The following is a 22,850-nucleotide window of genomic DNA, read 5'->3' as shown; positions in this document are numbered from 1 at the left end:
AGCGGGTAGTGGGAATCGAACCCACCTTTCCAGCTTGGAAGGCTGGAGTATTACCGATATACGATACCCGCAAATATTAATCTTTTAATGGTCGGGGTGACAGGGATTGAACCTGCGACCTCATGGTCCCAAACCACGCGCGCTCCCAGCTGCGCCACACCCCGAGAATCTCAACCAGTTTTTTAACTTGTCACTCATCTCTCAGCGACAATGATTATTCTACAATATCAAATCTGTTTCGTCAATACCTTTTCTATAATTTTTCATAATAAATTTAAATATTTAATCATTATGCCCTAATTTCTTTTAAATATGCGTCTACTTCCCCATTATTATCGATGTTTATAAACCCTATACATCTCCCTTTAAATTTAGGTAATGATATACTTCCTGGATTCATTAATATCATATCATCTTCTTTCTCTACTAATTGTTGATGTGTATGACCGAATAACACAATGTCAGCATTTAATTCTCTTCCCCTATAATAGATATTATTCATAGAACTCTTTACCCCATACAGATCACCATGTGTAAAAAATATCTTTTTTCCATTCACTTCTATAACAGATTCCTTTGGATACTTAGTTGAATAATCGCAATTACCTGCAACAGCATATACTTTTCCTTTAAAAGTATTTTCTAATAATTCCGCATCATCAATGTTATCTCCTAGATGTATCAAAATATCGGCATCCTTTATTAGTCCCTTAGCCAAATTAATATATTTAGTCATCCTATGTGTATCACTTACAACTGCAATTAACATAATTTAATTTCTCCTCCTGCATTATTATTCATTTAACTCTTATATAGTAAAGAACCTATCTATCTAGAATGACTTTCTAAATAAATTAAATTAGTTTAATAATTACCTTTTTTAATTCCTTTAATGCCTTTCCTCTATGACTTATTTCATTTTTCTCCTCTGAAGTTAACTCAGCAAAAGTTTTATCTAATGGTTCGTAGAAAAATAATGGATCATATCCAAATCCGCCATCTCCATGTAGTTCTTCTATAATATATCCTTCCACTTCACCTGTAACTTTAAAATACTCCCCCTTATCTGTAAACATAGCTAATTGGCAAATAAACTTAGCTCCTCTATTGCTTTTTAAAACTCCTTTTAACTTGTTTAAAAGCTTTTCATTGTTTTTCGAATCATTTCCATGTTCCCCTGCATATCTAGCAGAATAAATTCCAGGCTCCCCATTTAAGTAATTTACCTCTAACCCTGAATCATCTGCTAATACAATAAAATTATTATCTTTTCTTTCTAACAAATATTCATATATTTCCTTTGCTTTCTTTTTTGCATTCTCTTCAAATGTTTTTCCATCTTCAACTACATCTATGTTTATACACTCATCTTCCAATGATCTAACTTCTATATCTATATCTTTTAATATTTCTTTCATTTCTTTAATCTTTTTCTTATTATTACTAGCTAATATTAATTTTTTCATTATATATCTCCTTTTGCTCATTTACAATAAAAATTTCAAATTCCATAATTACCCTATAAGGTGCTTTAAAATCACTAGTTCTTTTGCCTTTCTATCACTAATAATAGTATCACTTTTTCATTTTTAAGTAACCTAACTAACGCTATATATTCCTAAATAACTTTTATATAACTACAACTAAATTACTTAAAACACATTAATCTTTTAGAATTCTTACTGTATGTTAAATAATTCATCTCTTTTAGGTGGTTCAACCTCTATTTCATTATCATTATCTATTAATAATGCTCCACTCTCACATATCTTTCCTATTATACTAGCCTCAATTCCACTTTCATTTAGAAGTTTTATAAACCCTCCACCATTTTTAGTAGTAATAAGCATACTCCCAGACGATATTAACCTAAGTGGATCTATTTTAAATTCCATGCAAACCTTTTTAGTTATATCCAACATTGGTATTTTCTCTTTAAATATTTTAAAGCCTTTATTTGATGCCATAGCAACCTCAAAAAGTCCTCCAAGTAGTCCTCCTTCTGTTATATCATGCATTGAATTAACGCCAAATTCTCCGCCTATTTTTCCTTCTCTAAGAACACTTAGCTTATTGATTAAATTACTTCCAAATTCTATCTCTTCTTTTGATAAAATTTTCTCAATTCTTGCTTTATGGTCATTTATTAAGATATATGTGCCCTCTAACCCTAATGTTTTAGTTACTATTATGTCATCTCCTAATTGCGCTCCTGCAGTTTTTACAGATTTACCTTTTAAATTTTTTCCTATCACTGTTACGGATATAACCATCTTATTTACTGCACTTGTTACTTCTGTATGTCCTCCTATAATCTCTACATTAATCTTAGCTGCTTCTTCATTAATTTCCTTCATGATTTCGTTTATCTCTTGTAATGTTGATGATGTTGGCGCTAATATTGTAACTAAAATACCTATAGGCTCTCCACCTGCTGATGCTATATCATTACAATTAATATGTACTGCTAGTTTCCCAACATTCTCACTTGCTCCTGTTATCGGATCTGTAGAAAATATTCCTTCATATTCTCCAAAATCAATAATAGAGCAATCTTCTCCAACATCATTTCTAATCTTTACCTCCTTTCTCTTAATTGTTTTATTATTTAATATGATATTTCTCAAATCCTCGAAATCTAATTTTCCTTCCTTCATTATAAAAAATCTCCTTTTATTTTTATTTTATGTACTTTTTGTTTACAAATTTCATATTAATGAATAAGATGAGAATTTTATGAGAGGTGTTATACATTGAGATATATAGGACCATTTTTTAGGATGAACAGTCTTTCCCAAAAAGAAATTAGTGGTCAACTTTTTTACTTATCCAAAGAATCAATAAAGACTTTGGTTCTAAACTCTAAATGCGGAATTTTAGCTCAAACTAGAGCTTCAAAAAAATCTCCTATAGAAGATATTAGCATATTAAATAATTTTTCTCCACTATTATGCTTATACAGAAAAGCTTCACCGTTATTTATTCATAGTAAAAGCAGCCCTAGTTTTGATGAGGCAAGTTTTAAAAAGGAAATAAGCCCTTCTACTAGTGCTCTTATGACTTTATGTTTACTTGAATTAAGCGAATATTATTCACATTATAGTGATGGAAAAAGAAATATAGTATCTCTTGAGAAACCATTTAAATTCCTTGCTAGAGAGCAGTTACAATTCTATTCTGAAAACTTACGAAATAATGAAGGCTTATTTGTAGATAAAAAAAATATATCTGATGGAAATTCTAAGGGATTTTCTTTAATAGATAAAGATGATAAATTTAAATTTTCAGATCAAGCTTTTATGATGGCTGCTTACTTACTATACTCACATTATAATGATAGCGATGAACTTAGCAAAGATTATGCTGCATTTTCAAACGAAATTCTAGATATGTTTAAAACTTATAATTCTGTATTATATGATTTATCGTTTAGTGAATGTATACAAATTTTTCTCGCTCTAAATATTCATTATAAATATTCGTGTTCACAAAATGCGAAAGAATTAATTTTAGACTTGGGTGACTTTTTGATTTCTAAATTTCAAGAAAAAGATTACTATATGGATTCTATAGATGATTGTGCATTATTTTCTATCTGTCTAATGGAAGCTTATAAACATACAGAAATAATTTCTTTTAAAGAATTTTCTAAAGAAATTACTGAAAAACTGATTGGTTTATATGATACAGATAAAAATATATTTATAAAATTGTCTGATAAGAAAGATAGTAAATACTCTTGCATTGAAATTAATCTATACCTTTTATGTTTACTTATGTATTCATTTCAAGAAGATAGGATTTCAGAACTACGACCTATTATTTCTGGTCTTTATAGAAAATTCTTCGTAAACGGCGGTCTTTTAACAAGTTGGCCTGAAGCACCAACCTTAGACGAGGTAGAACGATATAAGAGATTAAGCCTACGTTCTGATGATATGTTAGATGAGATATATTTTAGAATGCCAGTATTACCTACTCCTAAAAGCACAGGTTTAGCTCCTGTATTTGTTAAAAGCTTAAGTTATTCAAAGAAAAAAGATTCATTAACTACTAAAAGAACTTCTTTTGATAGTAGCAAAAATATATTCAACTTCTTTATGATTATCTACCTTCTTAAAGATATGGTTGAAGATTTTATGGAATTTATCCCACCATTAGGATTAGAAAGACTCTCTGATTTAGATAGCTCTATTGACTCAAATACTGGTTTTGCAACAACTGACGCAAATGAAAATAACTCTAATAATCCATTAGCTACATCTAGTCCAGAGAGTAATGTAAGTAACTTAAAGACACAATTAAACTTATCAAAATCAGAAGATCCTGTTGACTTTAAACAACCTGTACTCAATAGCTTTAATACTTTCAAAAAAAATACTAATATAGCTTCATTAAATAATGATAGTACGACTAAAATTAATCATTCTGTTAAAAATAAAAAACTAAAGAAAAATAAAGCACAACATCCACACAGTAAGAAAAAGTTTTAAGATTCATAGATATGGATATGACAAAAAACTATCCTTATATGTAAATCAAAATATAAGATTTACATATAAGGATAGTTATAATACGTTGTATTGAAAACATATGCTCTAGACAATCATTAATCTTAACCTTAAGACTATTGCTATTGTATTGTAGCAAAATTTATATTACCATTTCCATCTAATTTTAGATCAGATATCTTATCAGAAATTGCTATATTTTCATTATAAAACACCAACGGAAGAATATCGTAGTTATCAAATAGATTTTCTTCTAAGCTTGAATAATCTCCATTATTCTTAGTGATTAATAACTTTTCCAACAATTTATTCTGGTCTTCAGTTAGATATTTTTTAAAGTTATTATAAAAATCTGTTTTGTCAGATGAATTGGCATTATTATTAACCAAAATCATATCGTATCTTTTTTTCAATTCTTCATCTTCGAATTCTTCTTTTACTAAACTATATTTTATTGTTATATTTGTATTATTTTTAAACCAGTCTTCGATTGTTCTACATAAAATTCTATTCTCATCAGTATCTTCACATAGTAATGTTAATATCTTAGGTTTGTTCCATTCACCTTCTTTATTGCTAATAACTTTCCTTGCTTGCAATTTTGTTAGGTCCTGTTTATCCTCCCTAAAAAAACTTCCCTCTGCAAGTTCAAATTCTTTATTATTTGAATTTTGATACGATTCTGTAGCTTTACATACATCATTATAAATATCTCTTCTTCCTTGAAGAGGAATAGAGTTACTTTTACTGTTAATGACTAAATATGTTCCTTTTGTCTCTGGAAGTGTTATTAATTTTTTCTGCTCTGATAATTTATTAAGTTCACTTTCTGGTGGATTTATTACAATATCCCTTTCTTTGACTTCATATGATGCCATAGATGTTTCTACACTATCATCATTTAATATTTTAATAGTATCTATACCACTTTTATTATTATTCTCATTTCTTTTTAAGACAACCTGATCTTTGTTAAATGAATCAATCTTATAATCACCAGAGTAAATTAGTGTATTGTAACTATTTTTCATATTACGCCACATTATTAAATATTTTCTTAGTGTATACTGTGGTTTGGTCAATTCGCTTAAGAAATTATCATCCGCTTTATTCAATCTAATGATAACAGAATTCTCATTTCCTTTTATTGCAACTCCAGTTTCATATACAACTTTCCCATCTCTGAATTCTTTTGCTCCATAAACATTAAGCAATGCTTGTATATTTTCTTCATCTTCTTCTTTAAGTAGCTCTTTAAAAAAAGTAGCTATATCATTGGGAGTTATTTTACTTCCGTCACTCCAAAAAATATCATCTCTAATTTTAAACTCATATTGAATGCCATCCTTGCTTTTTGTAATTTCACTTGCCAAAGATGGTACTATTTTATTATCCACATCTTTAGAAACCAGCCCTTTGCTTACTGCACATATAATGTCCTCATGGCGTTTAGATAAATTAGTAACCTTTTCTAAATCTTCTGGGATCTCATTTATACCATAACTTATTGCTTCTTGCGAATCATCAGTAGATAAATTGTTACTTTCTTTGTTCACAAATCCTAAACAAAATAATATTATAAAACTTAACATAATTGCATAGAAAAAAATTCTTTTCATAATTACACCCTTTGCCTTAATTTATATTAAGAATTATTTCCACAATTTACTTTGTCTAATCAAAAAACTGACTCAAATGTTTTTAAATAACTTTGAGTCAGTTCCTTAATCAAAAACTTCTGTTGCAAATCAACAGCTGCTAAGTTGGTTTTAATCAATATTTTATTACTTAATTAAATTTATCATAAAGAAAATTAAAGAAATTGATATTAAAAAGCTTAAGATACAATATACTATTCTCTTTTTTCCTGTCTCGTTAATAAGAAACCTAATTGCTAAAATTGCCATAGTGATACAGACTCCAAGTTGTATCGGTAAGTATGAATTAAAAATCTGACCAACATAATAAAATTGATATGTTGTCAAAAAAGTACAAATTATTAAGATGCTTGTTATAAAAGCTGATATAAATTCAAGCAAATTTATTAATTTTTTCATACTCTACCTCCTTAGCATTTCTTCAAACTCATCTTCCGAAAGGATCTTGATTCCTAGTTCCTCTGCTTTAGTTAATTTTGATCCTGCAGCTTCTCCTGCTATTACATAATCCGTTTTTTTACTAACACTTCCTGCAACCTTTGCTCCTAAGCTTTCAAGTTTATCTTTTATCTCAGTTCTAGAATAATTTTTAAGTGAACCAGTTGCAACAACAGTCTTTCCTTCAAAAGCACTTGCTATCACTTCTTTTTCTTCATATTTAGGACTGACACCTAGAGATAATAATTCTTCAATTGTTTGTAAAACCTTTTCCTCTTTAAAGAATGCCAAAACCCCTTGAGCAACTATATCTCCGACATCCTGAACTCCAACGAGTTCTTCAAAGGTTGCATTTTTCAAGCCTTCTATAGATTCAAATCTGCTAACTAAATCTTTTGCAGTCTTTACTCCTACATTTGGAATTCCTAAGGCATATATAAATGCGTATAACTCACAATCTTTACTTTTTTCGATAGCTTCCAGAAGATTTTGCGCTTTCTTAGCTGCAAACTTTTCTAATCCTATTAAATCCTCTTCTTTCAGTTTATACAAATCAGAAATAGATTTAATATTAAGTTTTTCAAATAGTTGTTCCGCTGTTCTTTCTGAAAAACCAGCTATATTCATTGCTTCTCTTGAAGCATAATGAACTATAGTTTTAACTAATTGAGGCTTACAAGATAAAGTATTTTCACAAAAATAATGAGCTCCATTTAACACTAAATGACTGCCACAAGCAGGACAAACTTCTGGAACTGATATTTCCTCTGAACCTTCTAAAGATTCTGGTACTATCCCCATTATCTCTGGTATAACATCGTTACTTCTTCTTACAAATACTTCTGCACCAATTCTAACACCTTTTCTCGCAATATCATCCATATTATTTAAAGTCGCTCTTTTAACAGTAACGCCTGCAAGTTCCACTGGTTCTAATATTGCTGTTGGACCAACTCTACCACTTCTTCCAACATTCCATTCAACATCTAAAAGTTTAGTTGTTGCTTCTTGGGCTTCAAATTTAAATGCAATCGCCCATTTAGGGAACTTTACTGTATATCCTATCAATTCTCTTGTTCTAATATCATCTATTGCAATTACTAATCCATCTATATCATAATTTAAATCAAATCTAATATCTCTTACATAATCTATCTCTTTCTCAATTTCTTCTATAGACGTACATACCCTTATATAATCATCAACAGGGAGCCCTTGCCGTTTTATAAACTCCATCATTTCCATATAAGTCTTAAATGGAGTTCCTTCTTTATAGCCTACATCATAAAAGAAAGCCGAAAGATTCCTTCGTGCAGTTTCTTTTACATTTAAGTTTCTTAAAGCGCCTGCAGCCCCATTTCTTAAGTTCTTTAGTGGTGTATCAGAAGTCTCATTATATTTATTAAACGCTTCTTGCGTCATAATAGCTTCTCCATGAACTTCTAAAATATCATTGCTATTAATTTTAAGTGGAATTGATTTTATTGTTTTGACCTGTGCTGTAACTTCTTCACCAATACTTCCTGTTCCTCTTGTTGCAGCTATTTCAAGTATACCTTCAGTATTATATGTTAAGTTAATTGTTAATCCATCAAATTTCTTTGTAACAACATACTTTAGATCAGGCAGATTTTCTCCTCTGCCCCTAGCCTCTTCTACAAACTTAACATTTCTATTATGCCAATCTATAATTTCTTGCAAACTTTGCGCTTTATCTAGGCTCCAAAGCCTTGCTTTATGTGTATACTTCCTAAATCCTTCTAGCACTACATCCCCAACTCTTAATGTAGGCGAATAAGGAAGTACATATTCCATTTCTCTTTCTAGCTCTTGAAGTTCGTAGTATTTTTCATCATAGTCCTTGTCGCTTACAGATGGACTATCTAAAGAATAATATTCATATGAATATCTATTTAACTTTTCAACAAGTTCTTTTATTCTTTCAATCTTATCCATATTAGCCTCCAAATCTCCACTAAATCATTTTAAGTTTTGCAAAAGATAATAATAATGACTTAACACCTTGTTTATCGAACGCAACCGTTAATTTCTTATCGTTACCTGAATCCTGGACAGCCACAATTGTTCCTTTTCCAAACTTTTCATGAATTACCTTTCTTCCAAGGGTTGCTTCACTAACAGATATATATTCTTTAGCCATTTCATTCATAGTACTTCTATCAATTACATTATTAATCCCGCCATTATTAAGAGTATATGCTCTATTACCTGTAACACTATTTCTTAAACTGTGTGGGTTAGTGTAGGAATTGCTTTGCATAATCTTCTCCCTGCTTTTAGCACTTTCCTTTTTAACTCCAACATATTCTTTTAAGTCTGGCTTTATTTCATTAATAAAATCAGATTGAGGATATGCTACTGTTTTACCAAATACTCTTCTAACCTCTGCCGAAGTCATAAACAATGTCTGTTTTGCTCTAGTTATACCAACATAACATAATCTTCTTGACTCTTCCATCTCTGATTCTTTTTCAAATGACGCATTCCCTGGAAAAATACCATTTTCCATACCAACCATAAATACAACGGGGAACTCCAACCCCTTTGCACTATGGATTGTCATTAATACTACTGCATCATCTTCCTCTTCAATCTTATCTGTATCCTGAACTAGAGAAACTCTCTCTAAATAAGCAGATAACGATTTGTCTTCATTGTTCTTTTCAAAATCAGCTGCATCTGAAACAAGCTCTTTTAAATTTTCAATTCTACTCTTGTCTTCAATTTCATTTGATTCCTGTAATTGTTTTAGATATCCAGTATCTTTTAATATTGATTCAATAAGTACTGAAACAGGGACTGTCTCACTGAGTTCCATGAAATTTTCCATGAGCGCAACAAAGGGTTCAATTGTTGAAACATTTCTTGACGTTAATGTTGGAATGCTCCTTACTTCAGCTAATGCGTCCCATAAATCAAACTCAAAGCTGCTTGCAAATTCTTGAACCTTTGCAACAGTTGCATCACCAATGCTCCTCTTAGGTACATTTATTATTCTTCTAATGCTAATATCATCTTGAGGATTAACAATAACTTTTAAATATGCTAATACATCTTTTATCTCTTTTCTGTCATAGAATCTTGTGCCTCCTACTATTTTATAAGGGACTCCCTTCCTTCTAAAACTTTCTTCAAAAATTCTCGACTGAGCATTTGTTCTGTATAGTATAGCAAAGTCATTGTAATTTTTATCTTCTTTATTCTTTATATCTAAGATTTGTTTACTAACAAAGTCCCCTTCATCACTATCAGCATAGGCCCTATATATTTTGATTTTATTTCCTGGTTCTTGTTCAGTCCTTAATACTTTGCTTTTTCTATTTGCATTATTAACAATTACCACATTAGCTGCGCTTAGTATATTTCCTTTTGATCTATAATTTTGTTCTAGCTTAATTACTTTAGCTCCCGGATAATCTTTTTCAAAATCTAGTATATTTTGAATATCCGCACCTCTCCACTGGTAAATACACTGATCGTCATCTCCAACAACACATATGTTCTTATATTTTGAAGCAAGTAATTTAACCAACTCATATTGAGCGCCATTAGTATCCTGATACTCATCAACCATTATATATTTGAATTTATTTTGGTAAAACTCCAATACTTCAGGATTATTTTTGAAAAGCTCAACTGTTTTGAAAATTAAATCATCAAAATCCAACGCGTTGTTTTCTTTTAACCTCTTTTGGTACATTTCATAAACATCTGCAATTTTCTTTTCCCTAAAGTTAGCTTCATTTTCTAACATAAAGCTTCTAACACTTTGCATTCTATCTTTAGCTTTTCCTATCTTTCCCATTATCTCTTGTTCTGTTATATCTTTATCATTAATATTAAGTGTTTTCATACACTCTTTAACTAATGTCTTTTGATCTGAGCTATCGTATATAGTAAAACTACTTTTGTAGCCTATCTTATCTATCTCTCTTCTTAGTATCCTAACACAAGTTGAATGGAAAGTGGATATCCACATATTTTCTGCTCTTTCACCAATAAGTGCCTTAACTCTATCCTTCATTTCCTTTGCTGCCTTATTTGTAAAAGTAATAGCTAATATACTATAAGGTGCAATATCTAAATCTTCAATCATGTGTGCCATTCTATGTGTCAAAACTCTTGTTTTACCTGAACCAGCTCCAGCTAAAATAAGTACCTGCCCATCAATTGTAGTTGCCCCTTCATATTGTTCTTTATTAAGTAATGATTTTAAATCCATTTACTTATTCCTCCTTTCCCAATCCTTAAATATTATACCATATGTGCTTATGTTTAAATCATTAACCTAACTAAAATATTATTTTAATTACATATATTCTAGGTTAGTCTATATCTAATTAACGAAATTATAAATTTTTAGGAATAAAAAAACACTTGATATTTTTAATCAAGTGTTACTCACGCATTACTTAGTAATTTAATACTTTTACCCATCATATATTAATCACTCTAACTTTTATACTTCAACAATATAAGGAACTATATTCTAAAGTTTAAGATGTCTTTTTCTAATACCGATGAAATATTAACTAGTTTTTTTGCTGTTATAGAAAATTCATTTGTTATAGCTGCTTGCTCTTCTGTAGCTGCTGTAACCTCTTCTGAAAGGGCTGATATTTCTTGTGATTTTGAAGCTATATTTTCAACTGTATTCAAGATCTTATTTCTTCCTTTCATAGTTTCTTGAAGTACCACATGAACCATATTAATATCACTAGGAATATTATTAACCTTGCTAATAACTCCTTTAAATGAGGTTGTTACAGTATTAATATCATTTTTACTTTCTTCTACTATTTTAGTTACGACCTCTGTAGTATTAGAAACATCATGAGTCTCCTTCATGACTGTATTTATTAATTGAGTTATACTTTTTGATGAATTTAATACCTCTTCTGCAAGCTTTCGTATCTCTTCTGCCACTACTGAAAATCCTTTTCCAGCATCCCCTGCTCTTGCTGCCTCAATAGATGCATTTAATGCTAAAAGATTTGTTTGTTTGGCAACTCCATTTATAACATCAACTATAGAATTAATCTGCGATATAGTTTTATCTAAATTTTCAACCTTCGCTCTTGATACCGAAAATGAATTTAACATATCATCAATAGTGTTCGCTAGCTTATTTATAGTTTCTGCCCCCTTATTTGTATCCTCTTTTATGACTTTTCCACCATCAGATAATAATGTCAATTTATTATCCACATTATCTAAATCTACTGAAAAACTTTCTAATAAGCTAACAGCCTCTTCTAACGCTTCTGCTTGCTTTATACCTTCTTGAGATACATTAGTTACTGAAGTTGCGATTTCTTCACTAGAGGATGCTACAGTGCTGCCACCAATTTCAATATCCTTTGATAGTTTAGCCAAACTTTCTGATATTACTTTTGTTTTTCTAACAAGCTCCCTCATGCTCTTTCTAGTTTTACTACTTGCAGCTGCTAATTTTCCTATTTCGTCTTTACCTGTAATTTTATATTCTGCTGTAAAATCTCCATTCCCTGCTTTTTCAATAACATCCTTAATAATTTCTATAGGTTTCGCAATTCGCCTTCCTATATATACTCCTACAACAGCTGCTAATATCAATACTACTATGGCATAAATTATGCTTTTTATAATAGTGCTTCTAATAGACTTTTGCATGTTATCAACAGAAATTCCGATTGAAAGAGCATATCCTATATCATCTCCGTCTTTGACAGGAACTGTTACATTATATGCAGGAGTCCCCTTCCATTCGTACATATATGCTCCTGTATCACCTTTAAATACTGCATCTAATCCTGTTGAATCAATCTTCTCTCCAATTGATTCCTTCGATGTTCCTGCAACAAGAGTCTTATCACTTGATATTACACCTATGTAGCATAATTCTCCATCTGAATATTTATATGTTTGATCTATTATTCCCTGTATTTTATCTGTATTTGTAACTCCTACACTTTCTATATTTGCTTTTATATTATTAACTAAAATAATTCCATCTGCTTTCATTTGGTTTTGTATTCCATTTACCATTTGGTATGAAAAGAAAGTTATACAAATTAAAGTTATTATTGCTGCTATTAAAACAAAATTAAAGATTAATCTTTTTCTTATTGAATTAAACATATTACCCCTCCCTAATATTTTAGTATCTACCTTAATATCTTAATTATAATTTCTATATGTTTTTTATATTTCATTTAGTACCCGAACGAATCTTTTCAGCATATACTTCGTTCGCGTACGAAGTATATGCCAACTTTAAAAACATTTTATTTACATTAACTTATTAAACTCTTTAGTTTTACACTCCTATGACTTCTGTAACTCCAGGAACCTCTTCCTTTAATTTTTGCTCAATAATCATTTTTATTGTCATCATTGCTCCTGGACAATTTCCACAAGCCCCTTGCATTTTTACACTTACAACTCCATCGTTGCTCACATCCACTAATTCAACGTCCCCTCCGTCTCTTTGCAGCATTGGTCTAATTTTATCTAGTGATTTCATTATTAATTCTTTCATAATCTACACTCCTTCTCTTATATTCTTCGTACGCGTACGAATTATCTATTTAAAAAAAATGCCTTTAGAGCATTTTTATTATATTTTTAAGAGCTTTATCTATATTATCTTCAAAGACCTTTTTTTCATCTTCACCAAAATCTTTTAATATTATATCTAGAAATTCTCTTTCCATAACTTGAAGTTCTTGCTTTATAACTACAGCTTCAGGAGTCAAACTTATATATACACTTCTCTTATCTTCGCTACACATGCACTTGTTTATTAACCCCTGACTCTCATACTTATTTATGATGTCAGATAAAGATGATTTTGATATTTTCCATGTGCTTGCTATTTCATTAAAAAGCAACTTCGAACCATCTTCAGGTAATATATCAAATAGTGCTGCGTGATTTTGCAATATAGGTAGTCGCTCATCCTTTATTTTTTTTGTCAAAAATTTGTTGGACGCTTCAACAATTATACTCATTCTTCCAACGATACATTTGTTTTTCATTTTTACCACCTCGTTCGTTCGGGTACGAATTAATTATAGAATTTTAATATTTTTTTGTCAATGCTTTTTTTATTTTATTATTTTAATATAGTCTTAAATTTTTATTCTCATTAAAACGCTAATTAAATATTTTATTTCTTTTCTAAGACTTTAATTCTGATTGATAATTCAGCCCCCAATCATACATAGATTTAATTATCGGTGACATAGACTGGCCAAGAACCGTCAACTCATATTCAACTCTTGGAGGAACTTCCGCATAAACTGTACGTTTTAATATTTTATCTCTTTCAAGTTCACGCAATTGAAGTGTTAATGTTCTGTGTGTAACATTTGGAATCAATTTCTTTAATTCATTAAATCGTTTCTTGCCGCCTAATAAACGATATAAAATAATGCCCTTCCACTTACCACTAATTATATTTAGTGTTGTCTCTACTGGGCATGGATGATTGGGGCAATCTGGATATATAACTTGTTCATGCATACTTTTAGCTCCTTTAGTATAAAATAGATACTTAGGTAAGTTCATTTATATTATATATCAAATTTGTGCGTACTTCAATGAAGTATCCAAGTGTGTTAGACTCAACTTATACTTAGATAAGAGGTGGTTTTTAAATGAATAACAAAAACAAAGAAATTATAGATGCATTTCAATTTCGTCATGCTTGTAAGCAATTTGACCCTACAAAAACAGTATCTGAAGAAGATTTTAATACTATATTAGAAGCTGGGCGCCTTTCTCCAAGCTCATTCGGTTTTGAACCTTGGAAATTCCTTGTAGTTCAAAATAAATCTCTTAAAGAAAAATTATTTCCTGTATCTTGGGGAGCTCAGAATAGCTTTAATGGGGCTAGTCACTTTGTAATTCTTCTTGCTCGTAAAAAAGTTGATACAATTTATAATTCTGAATATATAACTAAAATTATGTCTGAAGTTCAAAATCTTCCTGAAGATGTAGCCAATCAAAGAAAATCAGCTTTCGAAAGCTTTGAGAAGAATGATTTCAATTTACTTGAAAGTGATCGTGCAATTTTTGACTGGGCAAGTAAACAAACTTACATTGCTCTAGCAAACATGCTAACTGCTTCAGCTTTCTTGCAAATTGATTCATGCCCAATTGAAGGATTTAATATTGAAAAAGTAGAAGAAATTCTTAAAAATGAAGGTATTTTAGATACTGAACACTTTGGTGTCTCAGTTATGGCTAGCTTTGGATACCGTGCCAAAGAACCACATGAAAAAACAAGACAGCCATTAAATTCTATTGTACAGTGGATATAAATCTATTGAAAGAAAACCATGCATATGAAATAATTTCATTTATGCATGGTTTTCTTTTATAAATATTATAATTTGTATAAATCCTACTAGTTTTATTAAAAATAAAAATGAAGTAGATAAATTACAAGTTATATATGCATGTGTTAAGATATTTATTATTATGGTACAATAAATCAATGTATAAATTAAAGTAAACAAACGATTGGAGTGAATAATTTGGAAAGATTAGATAAAGTAATTTCTAATTTAGGATACGGAAGCAGAAAAGATGTTAAATCTTTTGCCAAAAAGGGAATTATAGAAGTTGATGGTCTAATAGTAAAAGATAGCGCCATGCTTGTTGACCCTGAAAAATCTGTTATAAAAATTAATGGTGAAGAAGTACTATATCGTAAATACATATATCTAATGATGAATAAGCCAGATGGAGTTATATCAGCTACCCATGATAATAGAGATGAAACAGTTATTGATTTATTAAACCTAGAACATCAGGTTTTTGACCCATTTCCTATTGGTAGATTAGATAAAGATACTGTTGGATTATTGTTATTAACTAATGATGGTGAATTAAACCATAGATTGATTTCACCTAAATGGCATGTTGATAAAGTATATTATGCTGAAATAGATAAAAGCGTTGATGAAAAAGATATAAAAGCCTTTAAGGATGGAATTACTTTAGATGATGGGTATAAATGTTTAGAAGCTAATCTTGAGATATTATCGAGCAGTAACGATGGATCTGAAATAAGGCTTACAATTCAAGAAGGTAAATTCCACCAAGTAAAAAGAATGTTTGAAGCGGTTGGAAAAAAGGTAATTTATCTTAAACGAGAAGAGTTCGGTGGGTTATTATTAGATCCAGATTTAGAAGAAGGCGAATATAGAGAATTAACAGATGAAGAATTAAGCCTTTTAAAGAGCTATTAACGAATATTAAATAATTTTGCAATAAAATAATTCATTTCTTTCAAAAATATTCACATTTTTTATTAAATCACTTGCATTATTAATAATAATACCCTATAATATTCTTGCAAGGATAAATAAAAGGAATATATAGCCCCCTTTTTATTTATTGCTTATTGCTTATTGCTAAAGCGCAACCTAGCCCCAAGGGTTGCGTTTTTTATTATGGTCTTTTGAAAACATTTACCTAACATTTGAATACGATAACAAAATAAATTTAACTTGAAAATGTACATATTGTTAACAATATTAACAAACAGCAAAGAAACTGCATGAAAAAAGTCATCTAAATATTACTGATGGTTTTTTTGATGCAGTTTTTATATGATTATAATTATTTTATTCCTTAAAAAATCTAGAATGTAAAACATTCTAGATTCCATCTCTATAGTACCCCATTACCTTCGGAACATAGTTCTGAGTTTCTTGTGGCATTTTATATAAGTCAGAAGCTGATGATACACCTCTTCTTTGCATAGTTCCAGGTCCTCCATTGTATGCCATAAGAGCCAACTCTGAACTTCCATTGTATTTATCTAAATATTCTTTAAGCAACTTAGTTCCACCGTTAACATTTTGCTCAACATCATATCCATCAGTTATACCTAAATGTGAAAAATTTTCTGGCATTATCTGCATTAATCCAGCAGCTCCGACACCAGATGTTGAATTAGGATCAAAATCAGACTCCTGCTTAATTACAGCTAATATTAGATTAGGATCTACTCCATATTTTTTAGCCGCATCATCTACAGCCGAATATATTTTCTTAATATCAGCTCCACTTTTATTAGATAATGCAGATTCAGAATTTCTTGTAAAACCTATATAATTATTAGTTAAAACCATTGGTATTTCCTCTAAGTTTTGTCCTGTCACATATGTTTGTCCTACTCTAGCTGCATTATTTAAATTTATATTCTCCTTTGAATCTAATTTCTCACTGCTGGTTGTTTCACCTTTTACTTCCTTTGTATTCCCATTTGATTCAGCATTACCATTTTCTTTAGATTTTTTTGATGATTCCAAGAGATTTTTCATAACTAGTTGAAATGCTAAATCTTTTTCACCACTCGTGCTATTAGTAGAATCCGAATCAGAATCATTTGTTACTTGTCCATTGCTTAGCATATTCATTGCTAATAATTGATCATTTGACATTTTATCTAAACCATCTATCGCCATACTTAAACAACCTTTCTCCAAAATTTATCCTATGTTTATTTTCGAGTTATCCTTTTAAACCTTTAACATAAAATGTTACTTCAGCATAATCCTCATAACTAACTTTTTTATAATAACTTTTGGCTAAAGCTAAAATTTTATATTTCCCTTGAGTAAATGGCATAAAACTATAATAATGCTTTCTACTATATGCTTGCACCTTTCTCCACTCATTATTCTCCATTAAATAAAATTCATAGCAAACATTTTTCCCGCCTCTGCTTATAGCTTCAAATGTAAGTTCCTCATTTACATGGCCTTCTAGTGTATTTGCTATTATATTAGTTTCTATTACAGGGGACGCCTCACTTACATACAAGTTTATCTGCTTCTTAGAATCATACTCACTAGTACATTTAACATTCTTAGCATAAACTTCTATAGTGTATTTACCAGCAGTTTTAGGTATAAATCTCAACTTTTTATTTTTTGAGAACTCTGTTTTCTCAATAGAATGTCCATTAATTTTAGTTTCATATTTCAATAGAGTATTCTGTGTATTTTGAACAATGCATTCAAATTCCACGGGTTCTCCAATTAAATGTGTTTCCTTATAAGGTAATATTATATAATCTATTTCACCCGGTAGATATTCTAGCGCCTTCAAATATATAACTGTTTGGGCATCATAAGATTTATCTGAGTACTTATCCTTAAGTCTTATTTCTACTTCATACTCTCCTGCCTGGTTAGGAATAAAATTAATCCAGTTAGATTTATTATAATCTACTCCTTCTAACCTTCTTCCATCTTTTCTAATTGTGAATGCATATTGGAGCTTTATTCCACCTTCAGCGTTTACCGTTATATTAACGGGTTCTCCCGCAATAATCTTCTTTTCTTTATCAACTACAATATCTAAAATCTTTACTGGCTTTTCGCTCTTTTTCTCAATATTAAATGTAATTCTTTTTAAATCCTCATAGTCACCTTTGTAATTAATATCCTTAACATAAAGTATAATGTCATATTCTCCAGCTTCAGATGGTTTCCATACAAATTCACTCTTTTCTATAAAGCCCGTGTCCTCTTTAATGGGTCCATTAACCTGGTATCTATATATAACTTTGTTTCCACCTTCTATTTCTGAAGCAAACTTTATACTACTTCCACTTATCTTAGGAGAATTCGAATCAGCTACAAAATTATTAATCTTAATCGTTTTATATAGTTTAACACTATATACTAAAATAGCTCTATCATCATATTCTTTATTTGAAAATATGCTTTTTACTAGACATAAAATTCTGTAGCTACCCGCTTCTGTTTCCTTATAATACACATTATTTTTGGTTGAATAGTCTTGTATACAAATTGATTTTCCATCTTTATATATTTTATAAAATTTATACAGTAATACTATATCTTCATTACTAACAGATTCTTCAATATTTGTTTCTACTATAAAACCAAGCTTTTCTCCCGCTATTAATGAGTTATTTAAACATTTAAAATTGGTTATTTCTACTTTATCAATTTCTCTCACTTTTAGTGTGATAATTCTATGGTCTTCAAAAGTTTCAGTAGAATCCATTCTTTTGCACTGAATTAAAAATTCTTTATTTCCCGACTCGTTTGCTGTATATTTTAAAATATTACTTTTATCATAATCCTTAATTATATCCCATTCATTATTCTTTTTTATATAATATCTATATAAATATACATTCTCATCATCTGTCTTTACTTCAATACAACATTTTTCTCCAACTTTTATTTCCTCTTTATCTATACGGATATCTTTTATAAAACTCTGTTCTATTTGAGCATTGTTTTCAATTAATATTTTATTTAGAACTTCTTCATTATATTGAGTATTATCTACTATATCTTCAACTTCTTTGGTATCATTAGAAGATGATATTTCTTCATCAGCATAGCTATTTGATATTAATACTTCTTTTTCTGCTCTAGAAATTTCTTTAACTTCAAGAAACACCACATTGTCTTCTATACTATTCATTGCCTCTTTAAATTCAATATTGCATAAAATAGGATCTTCTTTTTCAGACGCTAGCAAATTACTTTCTTTATCATTGCAAGCGTTTTTAATTTCTTCATCATTAGTAACATCTTGAATACTAGTCTCTTTATCCACAGTATTACTCACTTCCTCTGTCACTATGGAATAGTCCTCTTTGGCTAAATAGTCTAAAGGTTTTTTTCCATCCCTCTCTCTGGCTTGTACCATAACCATATACTCCCCTTCTCTTCTAGGTTTCCATATGCAATAATTTTTTTCTGAAAATTCTTGTATAGTATTCCAAACCCCACCTTTGCCAACAATAAATTTATATTCTAAATTTTCTATTTCCCCATCTATTTTACCAGATATATTTATCTCCGTGCCAACTTTTTGCGGTGTTTGCTTATCAAAAGCTATCTCAACATACTTTAACTGAAGTTCCTCCATAAATTCATACTCCTCTCATACCAATTCTCAAAATGATCCTTATTATTATATTATACATTTATACCATTTTTTGTAAATAACTTCAGTTTATTTTTTATTTGATTATATCATAAATGCCTATATAAACTCATATGTTAGTAAGGTTGTTTTTTTATAAAACCTTCCAGTCATAATTAAAATAATATCCAAAATATAAATTTATAATTTTTATAGCATAAAAATAGAAGCTCTTATCTAAGCTTCTAAAATTATCAACTAGTTATAAGTTTTAATAAGTTTTTTTCCAGTCTAATATTATCTTCGTCAGTTCTTTTTTTGGGGTTAGAGGTCTTTCCTCCACTCCTTCTTATTTTCTGTGATATATGTCTTTCTTCCAATAATCTATCTATGTTTTTCTCATCATATATATATCCCTTAGGGTTTATTACTTTCGCTTTCTTAGATAGACATATTGCAGCCACACCATAGTCTTGAGACACAATTATGTCACCTTCTTTAGTTCCATTCATTACATACATATCCACACTTTGAAATCCACTATCAACAACTTTAACTACAGAATAATTGCTCTGTATAAAATGATGAATATCGCAATAAATTATCACTGAAATATTGTGTTCTTTTGCCGCTTTTTCAATAATGGAGATGCCTGGACAGGCATCTCCATCAATAATAATCTTCATAATTAAACTAAAGTCTCTTTTCTAGTTCAGCCTTCATATCTTCATATCCTGGCTTTCCTAGTAAAGCAAACATATTCTTTTTATAAGCTTCAACACCTGGTTGATTAAATGGATTTATTGCTAAAAGATATCCACTTATTCCACAAGCCTTTTCAAAGAAATAAACCATGTATCCGAAATAATATGCTGAAATTTCTGGTACACTTAATACCATATTAGGAACTCCACCGTCATTGTGAGCTAATAGTGTTCCTTCAAATGCTTTCTTATTAACGAAATCCATAGTCTTTCCAGCTAAGAAATTTAATCCATCTAAGTCATTATCAGCTTCTTCTATATTTATTTCATATTTTGGTTTTTCAATATTTACAACTGTTTCAAACATTATTCTTCTTCCGTCTTGGATATATTGGCCCATTGAGTGAAGATCTGTTGAAAAATCTACTGCCGCTGGGAATAATCCTTTATGGTCTTTACCTTCTGATTCTCCGTATAATTGTTTCCACCATTCGTTAAAATAATGAAGTGATGGTTCGTAATTTACTAATACTTCAATTGATGCTCCTTTATTATACAAAGCGTTTCTAGCTGCTGCATATTTATAAGCATCATTTTCTTTAATTGATGGTACTGAATAAGCTGTTCTTGCATCTGCAGCACCTTTCATCATTTCATCAATATCGATTCCAGCCGCAGCTATTGGCAATAATCCAACCGCTGTTAATACTGTAAATCTTCCTCCAACATCATCTGGAACTACAAAAGTTTCATATCCTTCTGAATCAGCTAATGTCTTTAAAGCACCTCTATCTTTGTCAGTTGTTGCATATATTCTCTTTCTTGCTTCCTCTACACCATATTTCTTTTCTAAATATGATTTTAAAATTCTAAATGCAATTGCTGGTTCTGTAGTTGTACCTGATTTTGAAATTACATTTAAACTTACATCTTTTCCTTCAATTACTTGTAGAAGTTCTGCCATATATGTTGAACTTATATTATTTCCAGCAAAAAATATTTGTGGAACTTTTCTCTTATCACTTCCTAATACGTTATGGAAATTATTTGTCAACATTTCAATAGCTGCTCTAGCTCCAAGATATGATCCACCTATTCCAATAACTATTAAAACATCAGAGTCTGATTTAATCTTTTCTGCTGCCTTTTTAATTCTTGCAAATTCTTCTTTATCATAATTTACAGGAAGGTCTACCCAACCTAAAAAATCATTACCTGCGCCTGTTTTATTGTGTAGATCTTCATGAACAGCTTTAACCATGCTTTCCATATTTTCAAGTTCTGCTTCTTCTAAATAAGGAGAAACTTTTGATAAGTCTAGTGATATACCTTTATTCATTCTTCTATCCTACCTCCATATATAACTAAAAATAATTTTATTATTCAATTATATCATAAATTCTCAATATCTCATCTTTGCTTTTAACTTTTTTACAAATAATATATCAAATAATAACCTTAAATTAATCTTATTTAATCTTTACTCGATTCTATTTTTTCTAATTGCATGAATTAATATTCATCTTATCCTTATTGATATTAACTTATTTTTAATACTAACCATAATATATTGTTTATTAAATATCAATCAATTCTAAAATTTTAAAAGAGAAAACTAAGTTTTCTCTTTATAAAATGTAAATTATATATTTTTCAATTATTAAAATCTAGATAACTTTGTTAATTTTTTAACTTTATTCTGTGCTAATTGGCCAGATAATTAAACTTATTCTGTACTAATATCGTTTTTATTTAGCCTCTTGTTTTCCCCCCAGCAATATTGTAAGTAACTCCATGAATATAACTTGCTCTATCACTAGCTAAATAGCAAACTAAATCTGCAACTTCTGAAAGCTTTCCTGATCTTCCTAATGGAGTTGTTGAAGTTTTACTATATCCTGCTCTTAATTCTTCTACAGTAATTCCTCTAGTATAAGCTAACGCTGTCTCATATTCTAAAGTTCTGAGTCCTGTAGCTTCTAAAATCCCTGGCGCAACTCCGATAACTCTTATACCTAATTTTCCTAGTTCCTTTGCCCATGAGCGAGTTAAAGAATTTACTGCATTCTTACTTGCTGCATAAACACTTTGCCCCTCAGATCCTTCCAATCCGCTTTCAGAAGACATATTTATAATAACCCCTTTTCCTTGACTTGCCATCTCTCTGGCAGCTACTTGAGCACATAGAAATACGCCTTTTACATTTACATTCATAACTTTATCCCAAACATTTTCATCTAGCTCAAATTTTCCTTTTGGTTCCCTTTTATCAACTAGTAATCTAGGAATATTAATACCTGCATTATTTATAATTATATCAATAGTTCCAGTAATCTCTTTAGCCTTCTCAATCATTTTTTCTACGCTATCTCTATCTGCAACATTAGTAACTATATATTCCATATGTCCATTATGATCATCAAATTCAGGTTTGTTTGGATTCATATCACAAACAACTACATTTGCGCCATTATTTAAAAACTCTTGTGCAACTGCCTTACCAATGCCAGATGCTCCCCCTGTTACAATTGCTGTTTTTCCTTCTAAATTAAGCCATGTATTTTTCATAAAAATTCCTCCTGATTATTTAACTTCATTATTTAATG

General features: G+C 30.0%; 19 protein-coding genes and 2 tRNA genes. 3 read left to right on the top strand and 18 right to left on the bottom strand.

The annotated features are described in order from the left end of the window. The 5 genes from L1S46_RS23790 to L1S46_RS23770 form a co-directional block, all read right to left on the bottom strand. A tRNA-Gly gene (locus tag L1S46_RS23790) sits at positions 1-71 on the bottom strand. 17 nt (positions 72-88) lie between these two features. Next, a tRNA-Pro gene (locus tag L1S46_RS23785) sits at positions 89-164 on the bottom strand. A gap of 125 nt (positions 165-289) precedes the next feature. Continuing rightward, positions 290-769, bottom strand: a complete 480-nt coding sequence (locus tag L1S46_RS23780; RefSeq protein ID WP_077855961.1) for a metallophosphoesterase — start codon at positions 767-769, stop codon at positions 290-292. Positions 770-854: 85 nt separating this feature from the next. Further along, the gene (locus L1S46_RS23775) at positions 855-1,466 is read right to left on the bottom strand and encodes an XTP/dITP diphosphatase (RefSeq protein ID WP_238901163.1); all 612 of its coding nucleotides are present in this window, start codon (positions 1,464-1,466) and stop codon (positions 855-857) included. Positions 1,467-1,679: 213 nt separating this feature from the next. Continuing rightward, positions 1,680-2,657: an AIR synthase family protein gene (locus L1S46_RS23770; protein WP_238901162.1), complete on the bottom strand. Its 978-nt coding sequence runs from the start codon at positions 2,655-2,657 to the stop codon at positions 1,680-1,682. 96 nt (positions 2,658-2,753) lie between these two features. Here L1S46_RS23770 and L1S46_RS23765 point away from each other — a divergent pair, with 96 nt between their 5' ends. Then, a complete protein-coding gene (locus L1S46_RS23765) occupies positions 2,754-4,493 on the top strand; it encodes a hypothetical protein (RefSeq protein ID WP_238901161.1) in 1,740 nt (579 codons plus the stop codon). Positions 4,494-4,633: 140 nt separating this feature from the next. Here the strand turns inward: L1S46_RS23765 and L1S46_RS23760 are convergent, their stop codons facing one another. From L1S46_RS23760 to L1S46_RS23725, 8 genes are all read right to left on the bottom strand, one after another. Next, positions 4,634-6,130 (bottom strand): ABC transporter substrate-binding protein, encoded by a 1,497-nt coding sequence (locus L1S46_RS23760; RefSeq protein WP_077855957.1) that lies wholly within the window; start codon positions 6,128-6,130, stop codon positions 4,634-4,636. Positions 6,131-6,295: 165 nt separating this feature from the next. Next, a complete protein-coding gene (locus L1S46_RS23755; RefSeq protein ID WP_017209848.1) occupies positions 6,296-6,568 on the bottom strand; it encodes a hypothetical protein in 273 nt (90 codons plus the stop codon). Positions 6,569-6,571: 3 nt separating this feature from the next. After that, on the bottom strand, positions 6,572-8,563 hold the full coding sequence (ligA, locus tag L1S46_RS23750; RefSeq protein WP_238901160.1) for an NAD-dependent DNA ligase LigA: 1,992 nt from the start codon (positions 8,561-8,563) through the stop codon (positions 6,572-6,574). 19 nt (positions 8,564-8,582) lie between these two features. Further along, a complete protein-coding gene (pcrA, locus tag L1S46_RS23745) occupies positions 8,583-10,850 on the bottom strand; it encodes a DNA helicase PcrA (RefSeq protein ID WP_041893711.1) in 2,268 nt (755 codons plus the stop codon). 260 nt (positions 10,851-11,110) lie between these two features. Beyond that, positions 11,111-12,748, bottom strand: coding sequence for a methyl-accepting chemotaxis protein (locus L1S46_RS23740; protein WP_238901159.1), 1,638 nt, complete (start codon positions 12,746-12,748; stop codon positions 11,111-11,113). 178 nt (positions 12,749-12,926) lie between these two features. Beyond that, complete coding sequence (locus L1S46_RS23735) at positions 12,927-13,148, bottom strand: NifU family protein (RefSeq protein WP_011967698.1); 222 nt, start codon at positions 13,146-13,148, stop codon at positions 12,927-12,929. 64 nt (positions 13,149-13,212) lie between these two features. Beyond that, the gene (locus L1S46_RS23730) at positions 13,213-13,647 is read right to left on the bottom strand and encodes a MarR family transcriptional regulator (protein WP_238901158.1); all 435 of its coding nucleotides are present in this window, start codon (positions 13,645-13,647) and stop codon (positions 13,213-13,215) included. Between the two features lie 142 nt (positions 13,648-13,789). Continuing rightward, on the bottom strand, positions 13,790-14,134 hold the full coding sequence (locus L1S46_RS23725) for a helix-turn-helix domain-containing protein (RefSeq protein ID WP_011967696.1): 345 nt from the start codon (positions 14,132-14,134) through the stop codon (positions 13,790-13,792). Between the two features lie 134 nt (positions 14,135-14,268). Between L1S46_RS23725 and L1S46_RS23720 the strand changes: the two genes are divergently transcribed. Next, positions 14,269-14,934 (top strand): NAD(P)H-dependent oxidoreductase, encoded by a 666-nt coding sequence (locus L1S46_RS23720; RefSeq protein ID WP_238901157.1) that lies wholly within the window; start codon positions 14,269-14,271, stop codon positions 14,932-14,934. Between the two features lie 216 nt (positions 14,935-15,150). Next, complete coding sequence (locus tag L1S46_RS23715; RefSeq protein WP_171787317.1) at positions 15,151-15,867, top strand: pseudouridine synthase; 717 nt, start codon at positions 15,151-15,153, stop codon at positions 15,865-15,867. Positions 15,868-16,278: 411 nt separating this feature from the next. Here L1S46_RS23715 and L1S46_RS23710 read toward each other — a convergent pair whose 3' ends face one another. The 5 genes from L1S46_RS23710 to L1S46_RS23690 form a co-directional block, all read right to left on the bottom strand. After that, positions 16,279-17,091: a lytic transglycosylase domain-containing protein gene (locus L1S46_RS23710; protein WP_238901156.1), complete on the bottom strand. Its 813-nt coding sequence runs from the start codon at positions 17,089-17,091 to the stop codon at positions 16,279-16,281. A 46-nt stretch (positions 17,092-17,137) separates the two neighbouring features. Beyond that, entirely contained in the window at positions 17,138-19,543 is a 2,406-nt protein-coding gene (locus L1S46_RS23705) for a triple tyrosine motif-containing protein (RefSeq protein WP_238901155.1), read from the bottom strand. Between the two features lie 251 nt (positions 19,544-19,794). Then, positions 19,795-20,226: a YaiI/YqxD family protein gene (locus L1S46_RS23700; protein WP_238901154.1), complete on the bottom strand. Its 432-nt coding sequence runs from the start codon at positions 20,224-20,226 to the stop codon at positions 19,795-19,797. 7 nt (positions 20,227-20,233) lie between these two features. Beyond that, complete coding sequence (locus L1S46_RS23695; protein ID WP_238901153.1) at positions 20,234-21,583, bottom strand: glucose-6-phosphate isomerase; 1,350 nt, start codon at positions 21,581-21,583, stop codon at positions 20,234-20,236. 413 nt (positions 21,584-21,996) lie between these two features. After that, entirely contained in the window at positions 21,997-22,812 is an 816-nt protein-coding gene (locus tag L1S46_RS23690) for an SDR family oxidoreductase (protein ID WP_238901152.1), read from the bottom strand. Positions 22,813-22,850 lie beyond the last annotated feature (38 nt).

Source organism: Clostridium sp. YIM B02500 (genome assembly GCF_022324665.1).
Taxonomy (GTDB): domain Bacteria; phylum Bacillota; class Clostridia; order Clostridiales; family Clostridiaceae; genus Clostridium; species Clostridium beijerinckii.
The sequence above is the reverse complement of the archived record's forward strand: the minus strand, read 5'-3'. Positions and strand labels throughout refer to the sequence as shown.

What these genes read in the sequence shown, in the direction of transcription:
- L1S46_RS23730 (WP_238901158.1), bottom strand. Translation starts at nt 13,647, where the DNA reads ATGAAAAACAAATGTATCGTTGGAAGAATGAGTATAATTGTTGAAGCG.
- L1S46_RS23735 (WP_011967698.1), bottom strand. Translation starts at nt 13,148, where the DNA reads ATGAAAGAATTAATAATGAAATCACTAGATAAAATTAGACCAATGCTG.
- L1S46_RS23695 (WP_238901153.1), bottom strand. Translation starts at nt 21,583, where the DNA reads ATGAATAAAGGTATATCACTAGACTTATCAAAAGTTTCTCCTTATTTA.
- ligA (WP_238901160.1), bottom strand. Translation starts at nt 8,563, where the DNA reads ATGGATAAGATTGAAAGAATAAAAGAACTTGTTGAAAAGTTAAATAGA.
- L1S46_RS23770 (WP_238901162.1), bottom strand. Translation starts at nt 2,657, where the DNA reads ATGAAGGAAGGAAAATTAGATTTCGAGGATTTGAGAAATATCATATTA.
- L1S46_RS23775 (WP_238901163.1), bottom strand. Translation starts at nt 1,466, where the DNA reads ATGAAAAAATTAATATTAGCTAGTAATAATAAGAAAAAGATTAAAGAA.
- L1S46_RS23760 (WP_077855957.1), bottom strand. Translation starts at nt 6,130, where the DNA reads ATGAAAAGAATTTTTTTCTATGCAATTATGTTAAGTTTTATAATATTA.
- L1S46_RS23700 (WP_238901154.1), bottom strand. Translation starts at nt 20,226, where the DNA reads ATGAAGATTATTATTGATGGAGATGCCTGTCCAGGCATCTCCATTATT.
- L1S46_RS23720 (WP_238901157.1), top strand. Translation starts at nt 14,269, where the DNA reads ATGAATAACAAAAACAAAGAAATTATAGATGCATTTCAATTTCGTCAT.
- L1S46_RS23740 (WP_238901159.1), bottom strand. Translation starts at nt 12,748, where the DNA reads ATGTTTAATTCAATAAGAAAAAGATTAATCTTTAATTTTGTTTTAATA.
- L1S46_RS23725 (WP_011967696.1), bottom strand. Translation starts at nt 14,134, where the DNA reads ATGCATGAACAAGTTATATATCCAGATTGCCCCAATCATCCATGCCCA.
- L1S46_RS23710 (WP_238901156.1), bottom strand. Translation starts at nt 17,091, where the DNA reads ATGGCGATAGATGGTTTAGATAAAATGTCAAATGATCAATTATTAGCA.
- L1S46_RS23690 (WP_238901152.1), bottom strand. Translation starts at nt 22,812, where the DNA reads ATGAAAAATACATGGCTTAATTTAGAAGGAAAAACAGCAATTGTAACA.
- L1S46_RS23780 (WP_077855961.1), bottom strand. Translation starts at nt 769, where the DNA reads ATGTTAATTGCAGTTGTAAGTGATACACATAGGATGACTAAATATATT.
- L1S46_RS23755 (WP_017209848.1), bottom strand. Translation starts at nt 6,568, where the DNA reads ATGAAAAAATTAATAAATTTGCTTGAATTTATATCAGCTTTTATAACA.
- L1S46_RS23705 (WP_238901155.1), bottom strand. Translation starts at nt 19,543, where the DNA reads ATGGAGGAACTTCAGTTAAAGTATGTTGAGATAGCTTTTGATAAGCAA.
- pcrA (WP_041893711.1), bottom strand. Translation starts at nt 10,850, where the DNA reads ATGGATTTAAAATCATTACTTAATAAAGAACAATATGAAGGGGCAACT.